The following is an 18,867-nucleotide window of genomic DNA, read 5'->3' on the forward strand; positions in this document are numbered from 1 at the left end:
ACCTCCGCCTGAAACCACCGCTCCGGCTCAAGGCCCGGGCCTGAGATATGACCGGAAGGCGATGCTCAGTACTCAGTGAGCGCCCGACCAACAGACTCGGCAAGGGCGAAGGAGGGGGCGCTCGGTGCATACGGCGCACATGTATCGGCTGCTCACGCCCCGGCTTGTACGCCGGATCGGGTTCCGGTCTGTGATGCAAGGCCCCAGGCTTCTTGACAGTGGCGGAAAGTCAGGAAACCCACTAACTGACGGTAATGCGTTGCGCCTTGCAGGAGAACGAACATGACGTCGCATCAGACATCGCGCCGGACACCCGGGCCGCGCCGCCGAACCGGGCTCGCCGCCTCGGCCGTTCTGGCCGCCACCCCGCTGACCACCGGTACGGCAGGTGCGGCGCGCGCCGGCGCTCCGGCCTGGGGCGGGCAGTGCACGGGGTACGGCACCGCGGCCTGGCGGGCCGTCCGGGGTGCCGCCGCCGGGTCCTGGGGCGGCGCGCAGCTGAGCGCCGTCACCTCCCCGGGCGGGCCGGGCGACGGCTCCGCGCTCCGGGTGACGTACGGCGCCGGTTCGTCCGCCGGCTCGTGCACGGACTGCCCGAATCCCGGCGGCGGGCAGTTCCACACCGGCCTCAAGGCCCTGGGCCTGGCCGGTCTGGCCAAGTCGGCGACCCTCGACCTGAAGTACTCCCTCAAGTTCCCCGCCGGGCAGGACTGGGGCAAGGCCGGCAAGCTGCCCGGCCTGTACGGCGGCACCATCGGCGACGAGTCCGGCGGCAACCACGGGAACGGCTGGTCCACCCGGTACATGTGGCGGGGCAACTCCTCCGCGCCGGACAACGGTGAGGTCTACTTCTGATCTTGGCCAGTGTTCCGCCCTTCGGGGTGGGGTGAAGGCCGTCCTTGGACCGGAGGCGCGAAGCGGCGGAGGGTTCTGCGCCTCCGTGGTGACGGTCGGGCGGGGCGCTGCTGGTTCTCGATGTACTGCTTGACGAGGGTCAGGGGTGTCCCGCCGCACGATCCGGCGAAGTGTGAGCCGGACCGGAAGTGTCCGTCCCGTTCGGCGGGGTGTTCTTCTCGACCTTCTACGGCGGCCACGACACCACCTGGGGCCCGACGAGCACCCAGCACGCGTACTTCGCCGACTTCTCGCTCTCGACGACCGTCCAGCACTGACCGCCCCGGGCCTTCCAGGGCCTTCCCGGGCCGCCACCGGGTGAGGGCGCGAACGGGTTTTCACCAGCCGTGCGGCACTCGTTCCAGCACGCCGCCCGCGAAGACGTCGTACAGCGGCAGCGTCTCCAGGTGCACATAGCCGATGTGGCAGTCGCAGACCGGCAACGGGCAGCCGCGGGCGCGCAGTTGGGTGCGGTACGAGCCGTCGTAGAGATTTCCCAGTTCGTCGCGGACGAAGTGGCAGCGGCGGACGGTACCGTCGCCGTCCACCGAGAGCACGGACTCGCCGGTGCGGCAGGGCAGGCCCGCGCTGGGGTGGGCGTGCCGGCTGTAGCCGAAGTGCGGGTCCAGGGCCGTCCAGTCGGCGGCCTCGGCGTCGGTGTAGGTCCGGCCCTCGGCGGCGTTGATCCACAGGTAGACGGCCGGGGCGAGCGCGGCGCGGAGCCGGCGGGCCTCGGCCAGGTGCTCCGGCTGCCCGACCACGCCGACGCTGTACCGCACTCCCAGGGCGTCGAGTTCGCGGCACTTGGCGAGGAAGCGGTCGTGCCCGACCTGCCCGGGGTGGTACGTCACCCAGAGCGCCAGGGTGGCGAGGTCGGCCTCGGCCAGCCAGTCGGTGCGGCAGCTGAGGTTGGTCTGGATCGCCACTCGCCGGACGTGCGGCAGGCGGCTCAGCTCGGCCAGCGCCCGCCGGTACCAGGACCGCACCAGCCCCTCGCCCCACGGCGTGAACAGCAGCGACAGGGTGTCGCCGGTCCCCGCGCGCTCCGCGGCCCACCCGGTGAACCGTTCCAGCGCGGCGCGGTCGGCGCGCAGTTGCCCGGGCGTGTCACGCCGCTTGGCGAACGGGCAGTACGGGCAGTCGTAGTCGCAGGAGGACAGCGGGCCCCGGTAGAGCAGGGTCAGATCGAGGCCGGTGCCGGTACCGGCCTCGGTGCCGGGCTCCGGCGCGGTGGTGGGCATGCCGAGGAAGGTCATTTCACCTCGTAGTCGGCCATCAGCGCCCGGACCTCGGGCGAGAACAGCATCGGACCGGCCGCGTCCGAGTGCGCCAGCCCCTCCGGCGAGAGCATCAGCCGCAACGGGTCGTCCGCCAGCCAGCCACGGGCCCCGAACGCGGCCAGCTCGGCCGGGAAGTCCTCGGCCGGCGTGCCGCCGAAGCGGGCCCGGTACTCGGCCAGCGGCATGCCCTCGGCCTGGAGCAGCGACTGGACGAGATGCCGCCGACGCGCCTCCTCGGCGGTCATGGACCGGCCGACCTCGGCCCGTCCGAAGTCCTCGGTGGCCACGTAGTCGTCGATGATGCCGCGCACCTCGGTGGCGTTCACCGCGTAGTCGAAGGAGTAGTGCAGCCGCGAGGTGTAGGAGCGGGCTCCGCAGCCGAGGCCGACCATGCCGTCCGTCTGGCAGGCGTACTCGCCGCTCCCGGCCTGCGGGGAGGCCGCGCGGCGGAACATCCGCATCGACACCTGCTGGTAGCCGTGGGCGAGCAGGTGGTCGCGGCCGGTGCGGTAGAGGGCGAGCCGACGGGTGTCCCAGGCGGTCCGGCTCTCCTGCTCGCCGCGCCGGGCCAGGCCGGTCAGCGGCCGGACGTACAGCGGGTAGAGGTAAAGCTCCTCGGGCTGCCAGGCGAGTGCGGCGTCCAGTGAGCGGAGCCAGCTGGCCTCGTCCTGGCCGTCGATGCCGTAGATGAGGTCGATGTTGAGAACCGGGAAGCCGGCCGCGCGGATCCGCCCGAGGGCGGCCTCGACGTCGGCGCGCTTCTGCGGGCGGACGGCCGAGCGGGCCTCCGCGTCGACGAAGGACTGCACGCCCAGGCTCAGCCGCGTGGTGCCCCGGGCGGCCAGGACCTCCAGGCGGTCGGTGGTGGCGGTGGCGGGGGAGGCCTCCACGGAGAGCGGTATCGCCCGTAGGTCGGCGCCCATCCGCCGCTCGGCGATGTCGCAGAGCCGCTCCAGCTCGGCGGCCGTCAGATAGGTCGGCGTGCCGCCGCCGAACGCGGCCAGGGCGAACCGGGCGTCGTCGGCCAGGGCCTCGCGGACGGCGCCGGCCTGGCGGTCCAGCGCGTCCAGGTAGGCGGTGGTCAGGCCCTCGGGGCTGCCGATCCGGGTGAACAGGTTGCAGAAGCCGCAGCGCACCTCGCAGAACGGGATGTGCAGGTAGAGCGAGAGCGCGTGCTGCGGCTCGCCGGCCCACAGCTCGCGCAGTGTCGGGCGGTCCGGCAGCGGCCGGTACGCGGTCTTGTGCGGGTAGGCGTAGACGTAGGACTGGTAGGGCGACTGGTCGGCCGCCCGGTCAGCCGTCAGGCCGGGTGGCCGCGCGGTCGTCAGGTCGAGTGGGTGGCCGGTCGGCGCCGGTGCCGTGGTCATGAGGTCTCCTCGGCGGTGGCCGTCGGGCGGGCGGGGATGGTGAAGTGCGCGTACGGGACCGTCCAGACCACCTCGTGGCCGATCCGGTGGCCGGTGTAGCCGTCCTCGCCGTACGCGGTGCCGTGGTCGGAGCAGACGATCGCGAAGCACGGGCGGCGGGCGCTCATCGCCGCGAACAGCCGGCCGATGTGGGCGTCCACGTACTCCAGGGCGGCGGCGTGGCTCTCCCGGGAGTCTCCGTGCTCGCGGTCGGCGCCGGGCAGGTGGAACCAGTTGGGCTGGTGCAGCGCCGAGACGTTCAGGAAGAGGAAGAGCGGCTGTCCGTCCGGCTGTTCGGCGGCGACCTGTTCGGCCCGGGCGACCTGCGCCTCGAACGAGGTGGGGGAGGGGACACCCATCGCGGGCTCCCAGTGGCTCTCCTGGAAGAGGCCGGGCAGGACGGAGCCCAGCGGTCCCTGCTTGTTGAAGAAACCGACGCCGCCGATGCAGACCGTCCGGTACCCGGCCGTGGCGAGCGCCCCCGGCAGATCGGGCGCGTCGAAGACCCAGGTGCGCGGCGCGGTGCTCTCCGACCCGGCGAAGCGGGCGGCGAACAGACGCGGGTGCGGTCCGTGCGGAGAGGCCGGGGTGGGCAGGAAACCGGCCAGGATCGCCTGGTGGGAGGCGTAGGTGAAGCTGCCGGGCGAGTGCCGGCGCTCCCAGCGGCCGCCGGGCAGGAACGCGGCGAGGTTCGGGATCCGCCCGGCGGCGGCCAGTTCCTCCGCGACGTCGAAGCGCAGCGTGTCCAGGGTGACGAGGAGCAGGTCGTGGCTGCCCACGACGGCGTTCATGTCGGGGGCGGGGCGGTTCACCGGGTCGGGCGTCCGGTCGGTGGTCCGGTGGGGTGTGTGCTGGTTCATCGGGTCGGTTCCATGATCTGGTGGTTCGTCGGTGCCGGGCGGGTGTCCGGCCGCAGGCCGGGTGGTCCGGTCCGGGCGTCGGGTCGTGCCAGGAGGGCGGCGAGCTGGGCGCCGTAGGTGTCGAGGCCCTCGGCCGGGCCGCCGGGCAGTCCGGTGAGGTTGGGCAGCAGGTCGCCGAAGGCGTTGACCTCGCAGACCAGCGCCCGCCGCCAGCCCGAGGCGGGCAGCACGTCCACGCCGACCATCGGGGAGTCCGGGAAGCAGGCGGCCGCCCGCTCCGCCGTCTCCAGCAGGGCCGGCCAGGCGGCCCCGGCGGCCTCCCGGGCCAGGTCGAGGCTGCCCCGGGCGCCGCCGAGGTGCAGATTGGTCATCGGCTGGGAACTGGTCCGCACCACCGCATGGGTGGCCCGTCCGGCGACCACCACCACCCGCAGGTCCGCCGAGCGGCCGGACTGCGAGGCCTTCGGGATCCACTGCTCGACGTGCAGCCGGTCCGGCGCCAGCCGGTCGACCAGCCCGGCGACCTGCCGCTCGTCCCGGTAGCGCCGGACCCGCAGCGAGTTGTGCAACTGCCCGCCCGCCAGCTCGACCGAGGTGGTGGCCAGGACCTGCCCGCGCGGGCCGAACTCCAGCGCCACCACCCCCGAGGCGGAGGAACCGTGCGCGGGCTTGACGAAGACCCGGCGCAGTCCGGCGGCGCGCAGCCGCTCGCGCAGCTCCTCCCAGCCGGTGACGTCCGCGCCGAGCGTGTCGAGCGCGCGGGGCACCGGCACCCCGGCGGCGGCCAGCACCGTGTGCGCCCGCCGCTTGTCGAACATCACGGCGATCTCCTCCGGATCGCCGAGCAGCCGTACCCCCGGCAGCCGGGCCAGCCCGCGCAGGGCGGTCATCACCCCGGCGTACCAGGCGGCCCCGCCCTCCACCCTGGTCGGCGCGTAGCCCGGGCCGAGCGCCGGCCCGCGCAGCAGCTCGTCGACCGCGGGCTCCTCGCCGGGCGACTCGATCCGCAGCAGAGCGCCGTCGGGCAGCCGGTACTCGCCGCGCAGCAGGTCGAGCCAGGGCAGTACGGAGGGCTCCGGCAGGCCGGCGGCCCGGGCCGCGGCGGCGAACAGCGTCACCCGCCGGTGGCCCGGATTGCCGAGGACGGTCAGCCGCGTGGTCATCCGAACGCCACCCGCCTATTCGGCGACCGCGACATAGCGGTCCTCGGGATCGTCCTCGTACTCGGCCTCGGCGTCGGAGAGGTCGAGCGCCACACCGGGCAGGCTCTGGCGGAGCCGCTCCTGGAACTCGTCGGAGAGGTAGTGGTGGTGCAGGTCGAGCGCGCGCAGGTGGGTGAGCGGCTGGCCCTCCAGCAGCGCGGTGGCGCCCTCGTCGGTGAGCACGCCCATCGACAGGTCGAGCGATTCCAGCCGGGCGACGACCGGCGCGTGGGCCACGGCGGCGGCGATCTCGTCCTCGAACTCGCTGTTGGCCAGGGCGAGGTGGCGCAGCGCCGGGAGGCGCGACCCGTCCAGGAACGGCGCGAGGTCGTCGATGGTGCTGTCGCCGCCGTACTCGTCCACGCCGAGCCAGAGCTCCAGCCGCTCCAGCGCCGGGAGTTCGGAGCCGGCCACCGCCCGCACCACGGTGGCCGGCAGGCCGCCGGCCTCGAAGCGCAGGGCGGTCAGCCGGTCGTGCCGGACGGGCTTCAGCTCCAGGCCCCCGCCGCCGCGCACGACCAGCTCGGTCAGCCGGGGGAACGCCGTCAGCACCGGCGTGACGTCGCACATCTCCAGCCAGGAGATCTCGCACTCGTCGGACGCCACATCGGCGATGAACAGCGCCTCCAGCGCCGGGAAGCGCCCGGCGTCCCGGACGATCGCGGCGAGCGTGTCGTCCACCGGTCCGTAGTCCTCGGCCCACCAGGGGCCGACTATCAGGGCCCGCACCCCGGCCGGGTCGATCGCGGCGAGGAACGCCTGCCAGCGCTCGTCGAAGTCGGTGCCCGAGCCGTAGTCCACCGAGAGCCGCCAGGCGACGGCGCCCGGGGCGGGCTGCTTCCGGGAGGCGTCGGGGCCGATGGGGAACTCGAAGACGGGCAGCCCGTGGAACTGCTCGGGGTGGTTGACGGACACGGATGCTCCTGCGGCGCTCTGCCGGTCGGTGGTGGGAGTGCTGGTGCTGGGTGTTGCGTGCTGGTCCGGTGGCTCGCGTGCTGCCGGCGCCGCTACTCGGCGACGGCGACGTAGCGCCACTGGTCGTCCGGCTTCCCGGCCTCGGAGAGGTCGAGCGCCACGCCGGGCAGGGCCTGGCGGAGCCGCTCCTGCATCGCGTCGGAGAGGTAGTGGTGGTGCAGGTCGAGCGCGCGCAGGTGGGTGAGCGGCTGGCCCTCCAGCAGCGCGGTGGCGCCCTCGTCGGTGAGCACGCCCATGGAGAGGGTCAGTGCTTCGAGCCGGGCGACGACCGGGGCATGGGCCACGGCGGCGGCGATGGCGTCCTGGAACTCGCTGTTCTGCAGGCCGAGGTGGCGCAGCGCCGGGAAGCGCGACCCGTCCAGGAAGGGCGTGAGGTCGTCGAGGGCGGCGTCACCGCCGTACTGGTCCACCCCGAGCCAGAGCGCCAGGCTTTCGAGGGCGGGGAAGTCGCACGCGGCGACCGAGCGCACCACGGAGACCGGCAGGCCGCCCGACTCGAAGCGCAGTGCGCGCAGCCGCTCGTGCCGGACCTGCTGGAGCGCCAGGCCGCTCCCGCCCTCCCAGTCCTCGCCGGAACCGCGCACCACCAGCTCGGTCAGCTGCGGGAACGACGTCAGCAGCGGGGTCACGTCCACCAGCTGGAGCCAGGAGATCTCGCACTCCTCGAAGGTGATGTCGCCGACGAAGAGCGCGCGCAGCGCCGGGAGACGCCCGGCCGCGCCGACGATCGCCCGCAGCGGCTCGGCGAAGCTGTCCGGCTCCTCCTGCGACCAGAGGCCGATCACCACGGTGCTCACCCGGTCCGCCTCGACCGTGTCGAGGAACTGCTGCCAGCACTCGGTGAACGTCCGCGGGGACTCGTACTCCAGGCCGATCTTCCAGGCGACCGCTGCCGCGTCCGGCAGTTGGGTGCCCTTCTCCACGGCCTGGACGAAGTCGAAGACCGGGAGGCCGTGGAACTCTTCGATGTGCCTGCTGACCGTCATGCGCTGCTCCTCGGGGGTTGGGGCCGAACAAATGTCTACCAGCCAGGTCCGACAATCCGGTGGCTGGGGCGTCGCCCGGGCGCGTTGTCGGACCCCTCCTCTACGTTTCGGGGCGTGAGAGGTCCGGCGCCCGCCGGGCCGGTCAGGAGGGCTGATGTACCGCCAGGGTGATGTGCTGATCGCGCCGGTCGAGGAGGCCGCGGTGCCGCCGCGGGTGGGCGTGCTGGCCGCGCAGCCGAGGGACGGACGGGGCCGGATGGTCCTCGCGCTCGGCGAGGTCACCGGCCACGCCCACGCCGTGGTCGGCCCGGGCGAACTGCGCAGGGAGGCCGGTCCGTTCGGTGCGGCCTGGCTGCACCTGCCCGAGGGCGGCCGGGTGGTGCACGAGGAGCACGCGGCGATACCGCTGCCCAGGGGCTGGTACCGGGTGGTGCGCCAGCGCGAGTACATGCCGGGCGCGGTCCGCGTCGTCGCCGACTGAGGCCCCGGCGGCGGTTCACAGCGGGGCCGCCGCCGCGCGGATGGTGCGGCGGCGTCGAACGGATCGAGCAGTTGAACAGATCGAGTACCAGTGGCCGGGCAGGGCTCCCGGCCGGGAGCGGAGTGCGTGATGGTGACGGAGCAGACGGTCGGGCCCGGTGCGGTGACGGCCCGCTGGCGGGCGAGCGCGGCGGCCACCGGGCCGGCCGACCGGGCCGGGGTCGAGCGCGCGCTGCGCGCCGCCTACCGGGCGGCCGGACTGGCGGAGCCGGCGGTCGTCCGCTGGTTCGGCTCGCCGCGGGCGGCGGCGGAGGCCGCGCTGGAACTGCGGGCCGGCGGCGCGGTGAGCGTCCGTGAGGCCGTCCGCACCCGGCCGTGGGAGGAGGCCCGCCGCCGGGCCGTCGAGCGGGTCGGCCCGGCCGGCTGGGCGCCGCTCTGGGCGCTCACCGGCGGGGAACTCGGCCCGGTGACCAACTCCCTGGCCGGGCGGGTCCGCGACGCCGTCCTCGACCGGCTCGCCCCGGAGGCCGATGCGGAGGAGGATCCGCAGGACGTCGTCGAGGCCGCCCGCGCCCGCCGCACGGCCGTCCGGCTCGCCCTGCTGGACGCCGTCCGGGGCCAGCACGACGCGCCGTGGTTCGCCGCCTTCGAGGCGGCGGGGGAGCCGACCGGCGCGGCCGAGGGCGCTGAGAAGGACGACGGGGGTGCCGAGAAGGCCGACGGGATCGACGCGCTCGCCCGGGTCGCGCGCGAGGCCGGCTGGTGGTGGCCGTACGAGGGCGTGGCCCTGGTCAGCGAGCGGCCCGTCGCCCTGCACCGCGACGAGGCGGGCCGGCTCGACCGCGCCGACGGCCCGGCCCTGGAGTACGCCGACGGCTTCGCGCTGCACGCCTGGCGAGGCATGCCCGTCCCGCCCGGCTTCCTGGCCGGCCTCGGCACCGTCACCGTCGAGCGGATCCGCACCGAGGAGAACGCCGAGCTGCGCCGCGTCCTGCTGGAGCACTACGGCTACGAGCGCTACCTGGCGGACTCCGGCGCCGAGCCGTTGCACCGGGACGAGACCGGGGTGCTCTGGCGGATCCAGCTGCCGGCCGACGAGCCGGTGGTGATGGTCGAGGTGGTGAACTCCACCGCCGAGCCCGACGGTACCTTCCGCACCTACTGGCTGCGCGTCCCGCCCGGCACCCGCACCGCCCGGGCCGGGGTGGCCTGGACCTTCGGCCTGACGGAGGCGGAGTACCACCCGCAGCGCGAGACCTGAGGGCCCGGAGGACCCCGGCGGCCCGCGCCGCGGGGTACGCCCCGCCGCCGGCCCGCCGGGAGTGCGGCGGCCGACCGAGTAGGGGCTCGATACCGGTGAGGCCGGGTATCCAACTGCCGTCGGCTCAGCTCGGCGATCCAGTTGAAGGCCACGGACGACCAGCGTCCTGATGTGCTCCGGGCACTGCGGGAGAAGCTCGCGGGCGAGGGCTTCAAGATCACCTCGAACGAGTCCGCTTCGGCCACCCGGTCCACCTCGCCCACCTGGGACTTCGAGGCTGTCCACGAGCCCGACCGCTACACCGTTTCGGTGGGCGGGGCGAAGTCCGGCCAGGGTGTGGGCGTCATCGTCACCCTGCCCTGTCAGGCCCCGCCCACCGGCGCGGCTTCGCCCGCTCCGACGGCCACCGCCTGAGGCCGGCGCGGCAGTTCGGGTAGGGCGTGATCAAATGCTGTCATGGCCGGCACGGGGCCTGGAACATCGGAAACGACGACCGGCGCTCAGTCCGGTCGTCCTTCCACTCCGGAAACAGGCGGCCTGGTGCCCGGCCGCGCTCGTGGCCGGGCACCAGGCCTCTGTTGTGCGTGTTGTCAGCCGCCGGTGATCGAGAAACCGATCACCACGCCCGCGGCGACACTGATCTTGCCGGGGGCGAGGTCGCCCCCGGCCCCGCCGGCTTGGCGGTGCCCGCGGCAGGAGTTCCGCAACTGATCGGAGTCCACGTCCTTGATGTGGATGACGGGGCCGGGCCGGACATCGGCGGCCTCCGCATACAGGGCCGCCTTCTCGCGGGCGGCGGCCACGGCGGCCGTGCGCGCCCGGGCGCGGAGTTCCTTCCTGGTACTCACCTCGAACTCGACACCGTCGACCTGGTTCGCCCCGGCCTCGTTGGAGGTGAAGAGCGCCGCGTTCCTGGGCACGTCGCTGGGCGGCCGGCGCTCGACTACGCCGTTACGGGCTGACCGCCCCCGGAGCGCAGGGGTCCGAACGTGCCGCACCGCCCGCACCGGGGTCGGTGCGGGCGGTGCGGCAGTTGTGGGCGGTGCGAGGTCAGGGGGTCTGGTACCCGTTGCCGTCGAACGAGCCCACCACGTTGTCACCACCGGTGTTGAAGATGTCGGCGCCGGCGAGCTGGTTGCCGGTACCGATGACCGTGATGGTCGTGGTGGTCACAGCCGGGCTGTCGGCGAAGGCCTGGGCCGGAACGGCGACGGCGCCGACGGCGGCCAGCAGGACGGCGAGGGTGCGGACGGTACGGTACATGGAGCAATCCCTTCGTAGGCCAACGTGCAACCGCACCCTAGGGAAGCGGGAACCCGCCGTAGGGGGAATGTCACCCGAACGGGGCGGGACGCGTGTCGTCGTGGGCCCACCGGCTTTACGGGGCCCGGGCGATCAGTACCGGCTGGAAGAAAACCGGTGCGGGCGGGTGCCTCCCGCCAGGAGCCGGTGGTCAGTCGTCGAGACCCATTCGTCGGGCCCTGCGGAGAATCTGGTGCAGGGCGAGATCGGCCTCGGCGCGAACACTGGCATCCGGGTCCTCGAGCAGGACTCGAAGCGTCTGGACGGCTGCCGCCTCCCCGCCCTGCTGATAGCTGAGGCGGCCGAGGGACCAGGCCACCAGGCTGCGAACGAAGCCGGCGGAATCCGCGCTCTCTGCCGAGAGGGCGAGGACCGCGTCTTTCTGCTTGTCGCAGGCTGCCCTGGCCAGAGCGGCCGCCGCCCAGACCCGTACGAAGCTGAAAGAGTCGTGCAGCGCTGCTTCGAGCGCGGGTACGACCTCGACCGAACCGATCTCTCCCAGCGCGTAGACGCCCAGCCGCCGTTCGGTCGGATCGTCGCTGCGAACAAAGGACATCCAGTATTCGGCCGGTCTGTCGAGGTATCCGCCGGCCGCTGAATGATCTTCTCGAATCACACCGTTCCCCTCCCCAGGGCTTCGTCAAGGGTGCACGCGGCACTTATGAGACTCAGATGGGTGAGGGCCTGCGGGTAATTTCCGATACTTTCTCCATATGCGGACGTTTCCTCCGCGAAAAGCCCCAGGTGGTTGGCGTGAGTCAGCATCTTCTCGAACAGGAAGCGGGCCGGTTCCACCTGCCCGGCCAGCGCCATGGCCTCGACGAGCCAGAACGTGCAGATATTGAAGGTCCCTTCGCCGCCGCGGAGTCCGTCACCCGCGGCCTTGTCCGCCTCGTACCTGTACACGAGACTGTCCGACGAAAGGTCTTCCATGATGCTCTGAAGTGTGCCGAGCATCCGCGGGTCTTTCGGTGATATGAAACCGATCATGGGCATGGCGAGAATGCTGGCGTCCACGGCATCTGAGCCGAGATACTGAACGAAGGTCTTGCGTTGTGAGTCGTAGCCTTCCTGCATGATGGTTTGAAATATCTCATCACGCTGACTCCTCACGCGGTCACTGTCGAGTGGAAAACCACGACGGGAAGATATTCGCAGGGCCCGGTCGAGGGCTGCCCAGCACTGCAGTTTCGAATAGACGAAGTGCTGCTTCTCGCCCCGGATCTCCCATATTCCTTCATCGGGACGGTGCCAGTTGTCGGCGACCCAGTAAACCATTCGCTGGAGATGGCACCACAGGTCATAAGATATATGGCAGACGCGCGCATCAAAAAGCTCGATCGCAGTGAGGAGCTCGCCGTATATGTCCAGCTGGAGCTGGTTCGAGGCGTCATTGCCGATGCGTACCGGCCGCGATTCCCGGTAGCCCTGCAGGTGGTCCAGTGTCATTTCATCGAGTTGAGCATTGCCATCAATTCGATACATGAGCTTCAGCGGGTAACCCTCGCCGGTCTCTTTGGCGCGGTCCTCGAGCCACTCCATGAAGCGGATGGTTTCCTCCGTGAATCCCAGCTTCATAAAGGCGAGGAGGGTCAGCGCGGCGTCCCTGATCCAAGTGAACCTGTAGTCCCAGTTCCTTTCCCCTCCTATCTCCTCGGGAATACTGGTGGTCGGAGCCGCAACAATAGCGCCGGTGGGATCGTGTGTCAGCAGCTTCAGCGTGAGAACCGAACGCCGCACCATCTCCCGCCATCGGCCGGTATAAGTGCACTGGCCGAGCCAGCTCTTCCAGTAGTCGATAGTGCGGTGCAGGAGGTCCTGGCCGGTCAGGCGCGCCTCGAGGAGATCAGCCTCGCCGCCGAGGCTTTCCACCTGGCGGAGCAGGAACGTCACCTCCTCACCCTCATGCAGCGTGAACTCGGCAGAGACCCCGGAGCCCACCGTGGCCAGCGGAAAGCGGCTGGTGAGAGCAACGGAGATCTCGCCACCGCGAAATACGGCCCCGCGCCCCTCCTGGCTGATTTCGTGGTCCTGCCGCGCGAAATCAAGGGCGGGAAAGCAGTCCAGGCGGAAAGGTATGTTACCGCGAACCGCCTTGGCGACTCGCACAATCTGGTGCGACGTCACGCGGGAGGCGGACTGTTTGACGGGCATGAAGTCGACCAGTTCGCCTACGCCTTCCGCACTCAGGAAGCGCGTGATCAGAACGGCGGTGTCGGGCATGTACATCTGCTGGCAGCGCCCCGACAGTACCGGCGAGATCTTGAAGTACCCGCCCCTTTCATCATCGATCAGGCGGGCAAAGACGCTTGGCGAGTCGAATCTCGGAAGGCAGCACCAGTCTATCGAGCCGTCCATGCCGACCAGAGCCGCCGTGTGCATGTCCCCGATTACTCCGTAGTTCTCAATCGGTTTGTAGCTCATGCCATGTCCTTTGGGGCCCTGAGCGGCTGAACATACTTCGATTGTGCTACGCGGGAGCCCTGCCTGCCAGCTGTGCCACAACCGGGGCCGGGGGCAGGTTCCGCAGGCCGGTGTCGCGGGCCGCGCGGATGCGGCGACACGCAACTGGGCACTGGGGCCGGGACGTTCCTGGCGAACGACCGGCGGTGCCCCCGGCGGGCTCGACGGCCGGTGCCGAGGCCGGCGCCGGAACCTTCGGCACCACCTGGTGGATACCGTCGGTGATGGTCGTCCCCACCGAGTAGGACCATCATCGACCGCGCGCCGCGCGCCAGTTCAAGGAACTCGCGGGTACGGCCGCCGGAGTCCGTGCGGATCGGCGTCCGGCATCCCGGAGGGGGCGTCTCGGGGCGTGCCGGGGCTCGCTTCCGGGCCTGGTTCAGCCTGCCGCGGGCGGGCCGGCGGCTCGGTGATGTGGTTACAGATGGCGAGGCGGATAATCGTTTCGAGTCGGTGCCGACCAGCGGTCATGACGTGGCGGCGGGGTCTGAAGCGGGGTGAGATGCCGCTGAACGCGGACGGTTACCGCTGTGCCCGCGCCCTCCCAGGTACTTACAGTCACCGTTGATCATGATGAAGACCTCCTCCAAGTACCACCTGTCACCGGGCCGCAGCTGTCGCCGTAGGCCTGGCCGAGTTTCAGGCGCCATCGGCGGCCCGCCTCCTGGGAGGCGATCACGCTGCGCTCCGGCATCAGCTCCTCCATCTCACGGAAGGTGAGCGGTAACCACAAGTACGGCCACACACAGTGCGGGCAGGTCCTCAGTCACCGTCGCCACCCTCACCCGCACGACCTGCACCTGAAAAGGGCTCCCAAGGTCTCATCAGGTCTGGCGCCACGAGGATTGGCCGCGAATAATGGGAATGGCAGCCACCACTTTGGGTGGTGACAGAGAGGAATCAACGCGGGTAAGGATCACCAAGCCGATTCACCTGGTTCCTGGACGACGCGCAGATATCGGGTGCGCGTTACCTGGCGGACTGTCCGCCGGGACTTGAGTCCCCGACCCTTGCCGGGTGCTGAGACATTTGCAAGGAGGATTCGATATGAGATTGGACCGCCCGTGCGTCCTAGTGGTGGACGATGATCCCGTTAACAGGATGTTCCTCATCAGGCTCGTCGAAAGAGAGGGGTATCTGACACTCGCGGCAAAAAACGGGCGGGTCGCTTGTGATCTTTTGGCGGAGAACGACGTCGACGTCATTCTCCTCGACATCGAGATGCCCGAGATGGATGGTTTCGGCGTGCTGGAACGCGTCCAGCAGGATACGAGGACTCGTCACATTCCCGTCATCATGATCTCGGCGATCGAAGATATAGACAGTGTTGTCAAAGCGATTGGCCTCGGAGCAACCGACTATATTCCGAAGCCAGCCAACAAGATCCTGCTGCGGGCGAGGATGGATGCGAGCCTCAACCGGAAGAGGATTCACGACCTGGAACAGGAGAGGGTCCGCAGCATCTTTGGGCGATTCGTTCCCACAGCTATAGTCGACAAAGTGCTCCTGCAGGCCGGCGAGGATCTCAGGCTGAAGGGAGAAAAATGCGTCGCAACGATAATGTTCGCAGACTTGCGCGGGTTCACGTCCTGGGCCGAGGACAGTTCGCCGGATCTCGTGATCAATGCCCTGAACTACTATCTCGGTTCCATGAGTGACGTTATTCTCGATCACGGCGGTACCCTGGTGTCCTACATGGGCGACGGGATTATGGCCGCTTTTGGGGCTCCGATCGAGGAGGAATGCCATGCCGACCTCGCCCTGGCCGCGGCCCGCATGATGGCGCAGGAAGCCCTGCTGGACTTCAATACGTGGCTGAAGCGCGAAGGCCTGGGTACGGGATTCAGAATCGGAATCGGCTTGAACAGCGGCCCGGTGATGTCCGGAACAGTAGGGTCGGAACGCCGCCTCGAGTATGCGGCGGTGGGTGATACCACCAATACCGCATCCCGTCTTGAGCAAATGACCAAAGAGGTACCGCACGCGATTTTGATCTCAAACGAAACCTACGCCATGCTGAGCAGGCATTCCGACGACCTCGTCTTCGTCGGAGAGATATCCCTTCGCGGGAAGCGGTCCTCCGTCGGTGTCTGGGGAGATGGATCGAAAGGGGCCGCCGCCGGCTGAAGGCGCGCCGCGCCCTAAAGGCCCTAAAGGCGCACTGTACCGGCTCGCGCGCGGCGCCAAAGGTGTACGGGGGCAAGAGCGCTCCATGGCGACCGGTCTGCCATCCTCCCCTCCAGTCGCACCGGTGTCCGGGCGGGCGTATGCTGGTTCCGCTCATTCAATATGCGGCTGCTGGAGACGCCACAGTAATAAGCGATGAAGATGTCTTCGCCTAAAGTGGCATTCGAGAATCAATCGCGGCACTCGTGAAAGCCGGCACCCTCGGATCCGTGGACTTGGTTGCCGTCGAGACGTCAGGGCAAGGGGATGAGATGCGATGAAGGGCGTCGTTTTTGATCTCTTCAATGAGGTGGTCTCGCAGAAGTACGGCCTGACCGCATGGGAAGACCTGATCAACGCTGCAGGTGTTGAGGGAGTGTATACGTCGCTCGGCAACTACCCGGATGCCGAGTTCCTGAAAATAGTTGCCGAAGCGGCGTCCATGTTCGGTATGTCAGAAGACGAAATTGTTCGCTGGCTGGGGCGCGAGGCGCTGCCGATCTTCGCCGACAGATATCCCGTGTTCTTCGAAAGACACAGCTCGGCTCGAACCTTCCTGCTGACACTGAACGACATCATACATCCCGAAGTGAGGCGGCTCTATCCCGGTGCCGATGTGCCTAGTTTCAGATTCGATACGTCGTCCGATGATGTACTCATCATGAGCTACAGGTCGGAACGACAGCTGTGCTGGTTCGGCGAAGGACTTATCGAGGGTGCGGCCGTTCACTTCGGGGAGTCCGTTCAGATCAAGCAGCCCAGATGCACCGGGCGAGGGGACGAAGAATGCGTATTTGAAGTAAGGCTAGCATCATAGGAGATTACGGTGGAGCGTGAGCGGAATATAGATCGGGAAGCAGCTCTGCTGGAAAGCCTACTGAACAAGGAACGCAAGGCGCGGCGGCAGGCCGAGCTGATATCAGAGGAAATGATTCGCAAGCTGCATGACGCAAAGAACCAGGAGCTCGAGAAGCAGCGGGGTCTGGAACTGCTGGAGTCGGTGGCTGCGGCATGCAACAACGCGCTCCAGGTGAGCGATCCGCTGCTTGCCGCGGTAAAAGGAATATGCACCTTCACGGGGTGCCCGGCCGGTCATGCGCTGTCGTTCTCGCCGGACAGCGGCATGCTTGCCTCGTACTCGCGTTATTGGTGGGCGGACGATCCGGAACACCTGCGAGCGCTGCAGGCGAATGATGGGCTCATGGTCCCCCGGGGGCGTGGGCCGGCCGGACGCGCCCTGCTGTCCACCGAGGCGCTGACAGGCACCGTCGGCAGCGAGGACGAAGAAATAGATTACATCAAGTCCTGTCGTGAACTCGGAATCACCGAGTTCCTGACGCTTCCTGTTTTCTGTGAATCCGAAGTCATTTTTGTGCTTGAGTTCTTTGCCGCGCCGGGAAAAATCAGCCAGGACGAGATGCTCACGAAGCTGCTGATTCAGGTCGGCGCTCAGCTGTCACGCGTGGTTGAAAGGGCGAAGGCAGAGCGGGAGTTGCAGGACGCGCGCTCGGTCGCGGAGACCGCGGCCCGCAGCAAGAGCTCGTTCCTGGCCACCATGAGTCATGAGATCAGGACCCCGATGAACGCAGTCATCGGGATGACTGAATTGCTGCTGTCTACTGAACTGACGTCCGAACAGCGAAACTTTGTTGATATCATCAATTCCAGCGGGGAGGCCCTGCTTGGTATCATCAATGACGTTCTGGACTTCTCCAAGATAGAAGCCGGCGGGCTGGAGCTGGAGAGCCGGCCGTTCTCCTTGCGTGATATGATGGATTCCGCGGTCGGGGTGATTGCCACCCGTGCCGCAGAAAAATCGCTCGAACTTGCCTGCCTGGTTGAGCCTGACGTTCCGGACAGGCTGGTCGGCGACGGAATGCGCCTCCGGCAAGTACTGACCAACCTCCTCTCCAATGCGATTAAATTTACCGAGACCGGTGAAGTCGTAGTATCGGTGAGAACCACTGAGGATGTCGACGGGGACGACCGGGCCACGCGGTTGCATTTTTCCGTTTCGGATACGGGTATAGGCATCCCTGAAGATCGCATGGATCGACTCTTCCGGGATTTCAGCCAGGTGGATTCGTCCACCACTCGCCGGTACGGGGGGACGGGCCTGGGGCTGGCGATCAGCAAGCGCCTCGTCGAGATGATGGATGGTTTCATGAAGGTGGAGAGCAAGAGCGGCGTCGGCTCTGTCTTCAGCTTCGAAATCAATCTGGAGGTCGCTGAAGGCAGTCTGCCGCCTGTCGCGGAAGAACCACTGCGACTGAAGCGCCTGCTCATTGTCGATGACAATGCGGTCAACCGCGAAGTGGTCAGGCGGCACGCTGATTCATGGAACATGGTGCCCTATGAAACGGCCTTCCCCGAAGATTCCCTCAGAATACTTGAGTCGGGCGATCCGTTTGATGTGGCAGTCATCGACATGATGATGCCGAAGATGGATGGCGTGGAGCTGGCCAGGAGGATCCACCGGATCCTGGGTCGTGAACGTCTGCCGCTCATACTGGCAACCTCACTGGTGACGTCCAGAGAACTGATCGACCGTGAAGAATTCTCCGCGGTCCTGACCAAGCCTATAAGGGCTTCGCAGCTGCATGATGCGCTTGTGACGGTCATCGTGGGCAAGCGGGAACCCGCCGGGGTGAGCCCTTCCCCGAGCAAGGGTACGTCTCCTGACGGCGCGTCTTCTGATCTGAAAATCCTGCTGGCCGAGGACAATGCGGTGAATCAGCAGATCGCTACGCTGATGTTGCGGAAACTCGGCCACACCGCCGAGATAGTCGACGACGGCAGTCAGGCCGTCGATGCCGTCCTCAATGATTGCTACGACGTCGTGCTGATGGACGTGCAGATGCCCGTCATGGACGGCCTCGAGGCGTCGCGGAAGATCAATCAAATGCTTGAGGCCGGCCGCCGTCCTTACATAATCGCGATGACGGCGAACGCGATGCAGGGCGACCGCGAAATCTGCCTTGCCGCGGGCATGGACGACTACATAGCGAAACCGATAAAGAGTGACCAGTTGGCTGAAGCGCTGAGCCGTGTGTCCGCACCCGGCGGCGAGCAGGACACCACCCCGCAGCCGGAGCACTCCGGCACTTCGGTCAGCCGAGAGGTTCTGGAGCGTCTCTGTGACGACCTGGGCGGGGCTTCCTCGGTTGCTGAACTGGCCGAGCTGTTTGTGGAAGATGCGCCGAAACTGATATCCGCCATGTCGGGCAGTCAGCAGAACGACGAGGTGCGGCGGGCCGCTCACACGCTGAAGTCCAGCGCCAGGGCCCTGGGGGCTGACCTGCTGGCCGATATGGCAGCGGAGATCGAAGCACAAGCCCGCGCGGAAACCCTTGGGGAATTCAGTGTGAGTGCAATGAGTGACGAATTCCTTCGCGCGAAGAGTCAGCTCTTCGAGATTCTCACCGAACTGGAAAGCCACAGTCTCGGTTGACTCGCCTCGCTCAGGGGCCGCGGGCGAGGAAGAGGTCGCTGATGTGAAGCATGTCGATGCCGCCACCACGGGCATCGAGCAGCCGAGCGGTCTCGGCCAGGGCCCGGACGCGGGCACCGACCCGGCCCCGGTCCGACCGGG

18 protein-coding genes are annotated in these 18,867 nt (G+C 68.5%); 8 read left to right on the forward strand and 10 right to left on the reverse strand.

Annotated elements, in window-relative coordinates:
* Window positions 1-282 precede the first annotated feature (282 nt).
* Entirely contained in the window at window positions 283-855 is a 573-nt protein-coding gene (locus ACIO5D_RS02420; protein ID WP_400793683.1) for a polysaccharide lyase, read from the forward strand.
* 188 nt (window positions 856-1,043) lie between these two features.
* On the forward strand, window positions 1,044-1,172 hold the full coding sequence (locus ACIO5D_RS02425) for a polysaccharide lyase (RefSeq protein ID WP_400658733.1): 129 nt from the start codon (window positions 1,044-1,046) through the stop codon (window positions 1,170-1,172).
* Between the two features lie 60 nt (window positions 1,173-1,232).
* On the opposite strand, the gene ACIO5D_RS02430 is transcribed toward ACIO5D_RS02425, so the two are convergent.
* The 6 genes from ACIO5D_RS02430 to ACIO5D_RS02455 all read right to left on the reverse strand — a co-directional run bounded on the left by ACIO5D_RS02430 (window position 1,233) and on the right by ACIO5D_RS02455 (window position 7,603).
* Complete coding sequence (locus tag ACIO5D_RS02430; protein ID WP_400793684.1) at window positions 1,233-2,135, reverse strand: STM4011 family radical SAM protein; 903 nt, start codon at window positions 2,133-2,135, stop codon at window positions 1,233-1,235.
* 11 nt (window positions 2,136-2,146) lie between these two features.
* The gene (locus tag ACIO5D_RS02435; protein WP_400793685.1) at window positions 2,147-3,541 is read right to left on the reverse strand and encodes an STM4012 family radical SAM protein; all 1,395 of its coding nucleotides are present in this window, start codon (window positions 3,539-3,541) and stop codon (window positions 2,147-2,149) included.
* Window positions 3,538-4,371: an STM4013/SEN3800 family hydrolase gene (locus ACIO5D_RS02440; RefSeq protein ID WP_400757070.1), complete on the reverse strand. Its 834-nt coding sequence runs from the start codon at window positions 4,369-4,371 to the stop codon at window positions 3,538-3,540. The genes ACIO5D_RS02435 and ACIO5D_RS02440 overlap by 4 nt, the downstream gene beginning before the upstream one ends.
* 65 nt (window positions 4,372-4,436) lie before the next feature.
* Window positions 4,437-5,603, reverse strand: coding sequence for an STM4014 family protein (locus tag ACIO5D_RS02445; RefSeq protein ID WP_363607653.1), 1,167 nt, complete (start codon window positions 5,601-5,603; stop codon window positions 4,437-4,439).
* A 15-nt stretch (window positions 5,604-5,618) separates the two neighbouring features.
* Window positions 5,619-6,557 carry an STM4015 family protein gene (locus ACIO5D_RS02450; protein ID WP_400658741.1) on the reverse strand — a complete coding sequence of 313 codons (939 nt, stop codon included), beginning with the start codon at window positions 6,555-6,557 and terminating at the stop codon, window positions 5,619-5,621.
* A gap of 92 nt (window positions 6,558-6,649) precedes the next feature.
* Window positions 6,650-7,603 carry an STM4015 family protein gene (locus ACIO5D_RS02455; RefSeq protein ID WP_400793687.1) on the reverse strand — a complete coding sequence of 318 codons (954 nt, stop codon included), beginning with the start codon at window positions 7,601-7,603 and terminating at the stop codon, window positions 6,650-6,652.
* Window positions 7,604-7,757: 154 nt separating this feature from the next.
* On the opposite strand from ACIO5D_RS02455, the gene ACIO5D_RS02460 reads away from it, so the two are divergent.
* From ACIO5D_RS02460 to ACIO5D_RS02470, 3 genes are all read left to right on the forward strand, one after another.
* Window positions 7,758-8,084 carry a hypothetical protein gene (locus ACIO5D_RS02460; RefSeq protein ID WP_400793688.1) on the forward strand — a complete coding sequence of 109 codons (327 nt, stop codon included), beginning with the start codon at window positions 7,758-7,760 and terminating at the stop codon, window positions 8,082-8,084.
* A gap of 129 nt (window positions 8,085-8,213) precedes the next feature.
* Window positions 8,214-9,344 (forward strand): DUF6745 domain-containing protein, encoded by a 1,131-nt coding sequence (locus ACIO5D_RS02465; RefSeq protein WP_400793690.1) that lies wholly within the window; start codon window positions 8,214-8,216, stop codon window positions 9,342-9,344.
* Between the two features lie 171 nt (window positions 9,345-9,515).
* Window positions 9,516-9,758: a hypothetical protein gene (locus ACIO5D_RS02470; protein ID WP_363607648.1), complete on the forward strand. Its 243-nt coding sequence runs from the start codon at window positions 9,516-9,518 to the stop codon at window positions 9,756-9,758.
* Window positions 9,759-9,934: 176 nt separating this feature from the next.
* Here the strand turns inward: ACIO5D_RS02470 and ACIO5D_RS02475 are convergent, their stop codons facing one another.
* The 4 genes from ACIO5D_RS02475 to ACIO5D_RS02490 all read right to left on the reverse strand — a co-directional run bounded on the left by ACIO5D_RS02475 (window position 9,935) and on the right by ACIO5D_RS02490 (window position 13,070).
* Entirely contained in the window at window positions 9,935-10,264 is a 330-nt protein-coding gene (locus ACIO5D_RS02475; RefSeq protein ID WP_400793691.1) for an SIMPL domain-containing protein, read from the reverse strand.
* Between the two features lie 130 nt (window positions 10,265-10,394).
* Complete coding sequence (locus ACIO5D_RS02480; RefSeq protein ID WP_363607646.1) at window positions 10,395-10,607, reverse strand: hypothetical protein; 213 nt, start codon at window positions 10,605-10,607, stop codon at window positions 10,395-10,397.
* A gap of 190 nt (window positions 10,608-10,797) precedes the next feature.
* Window positions 10,798-11,262 carry a HEAT repeat domain-containing protein gene (locus tag ACIO5D_RS02485; protein WP_400793692.1) on the reverse strand — a complete coding sequence of 155 codons (465 nt, stop codon included), beginning with the start codon at window positions 11,260-11,262 and terminating at the stop codon, window positions 10,798-10,800.
* Window positions 11,259-13,070: a glycoside hydrolase family 15 protein gene (locus tag ACIO5D_RS02490; protein WP_363607644.1), complete on the reverse strand. Its 1,812-nt coding sequence runs from the start codon at window positions 13,068-13,070 to the stop codon at window positions 11,259-11,261. Before ACIO5D_RS02490 ends, ACIO5D_RS02485 begins: the two co-directional genes overlap by 4 nt.
* Window positions 13,071-14,156: 1,086 nt before the next feature.
* On the opposite strand from ACIO5D_RS02490, the gene ACIO5D_RS02495 reads away from it, so the two are divergent.
* From ACIO5D_RS02495 to ACIO5D_RS02505, 3 genes are all read left to right on the forward strand, one after another.
* Window positions 14,157-15,236 (forward strand): response regulator, encoded by a 1,080-nt coding sequence (locus tag ACIO5D_RS02495; RefSeq protein ID WP_363607643.1) that lies wholly within the window; start codon window positions 14,157-14,159, stop codon window positions 15,234-15,236.
* 316 nt (window positions 15,237-15,552) lie between these two features.
* Complete coding sequence (locus ACIO5D_RS02500; protein WP_400658753.1) at window positions 15,553-16,092, forward strand: heme NO-binding domain-containing protein; 540 nt, start codon at window positions 15,553-15,555, stop codon at window positions 16,090-16,092.
* A 9-nt stretch (window positions 16,093-16,101) separates the two neighbouring features.
* Window positions 16,102-18,726, forward strand: coding sequence for a response regulator (locus ACIO5D_RS02505; RefSeq protein ID WP_400793693.1), 2,625 nt, complete (start codon window positions 16,102-16,104; stop codon window positions 18,724-18,726).
* The last annotated feature ends 141 nt before the right edge of the window (window positions 18,727-18,867 follow it).

Source organism: Kitasatospora sp. NPDC087315, from assembly GCF_044744345.1.
Taxonomy (GTDB): domain Bacteria; phylum Actinomycetota; class Actinomycetes; order Streptomycetales; family Streptomycetaceae; genus Kitasatospora.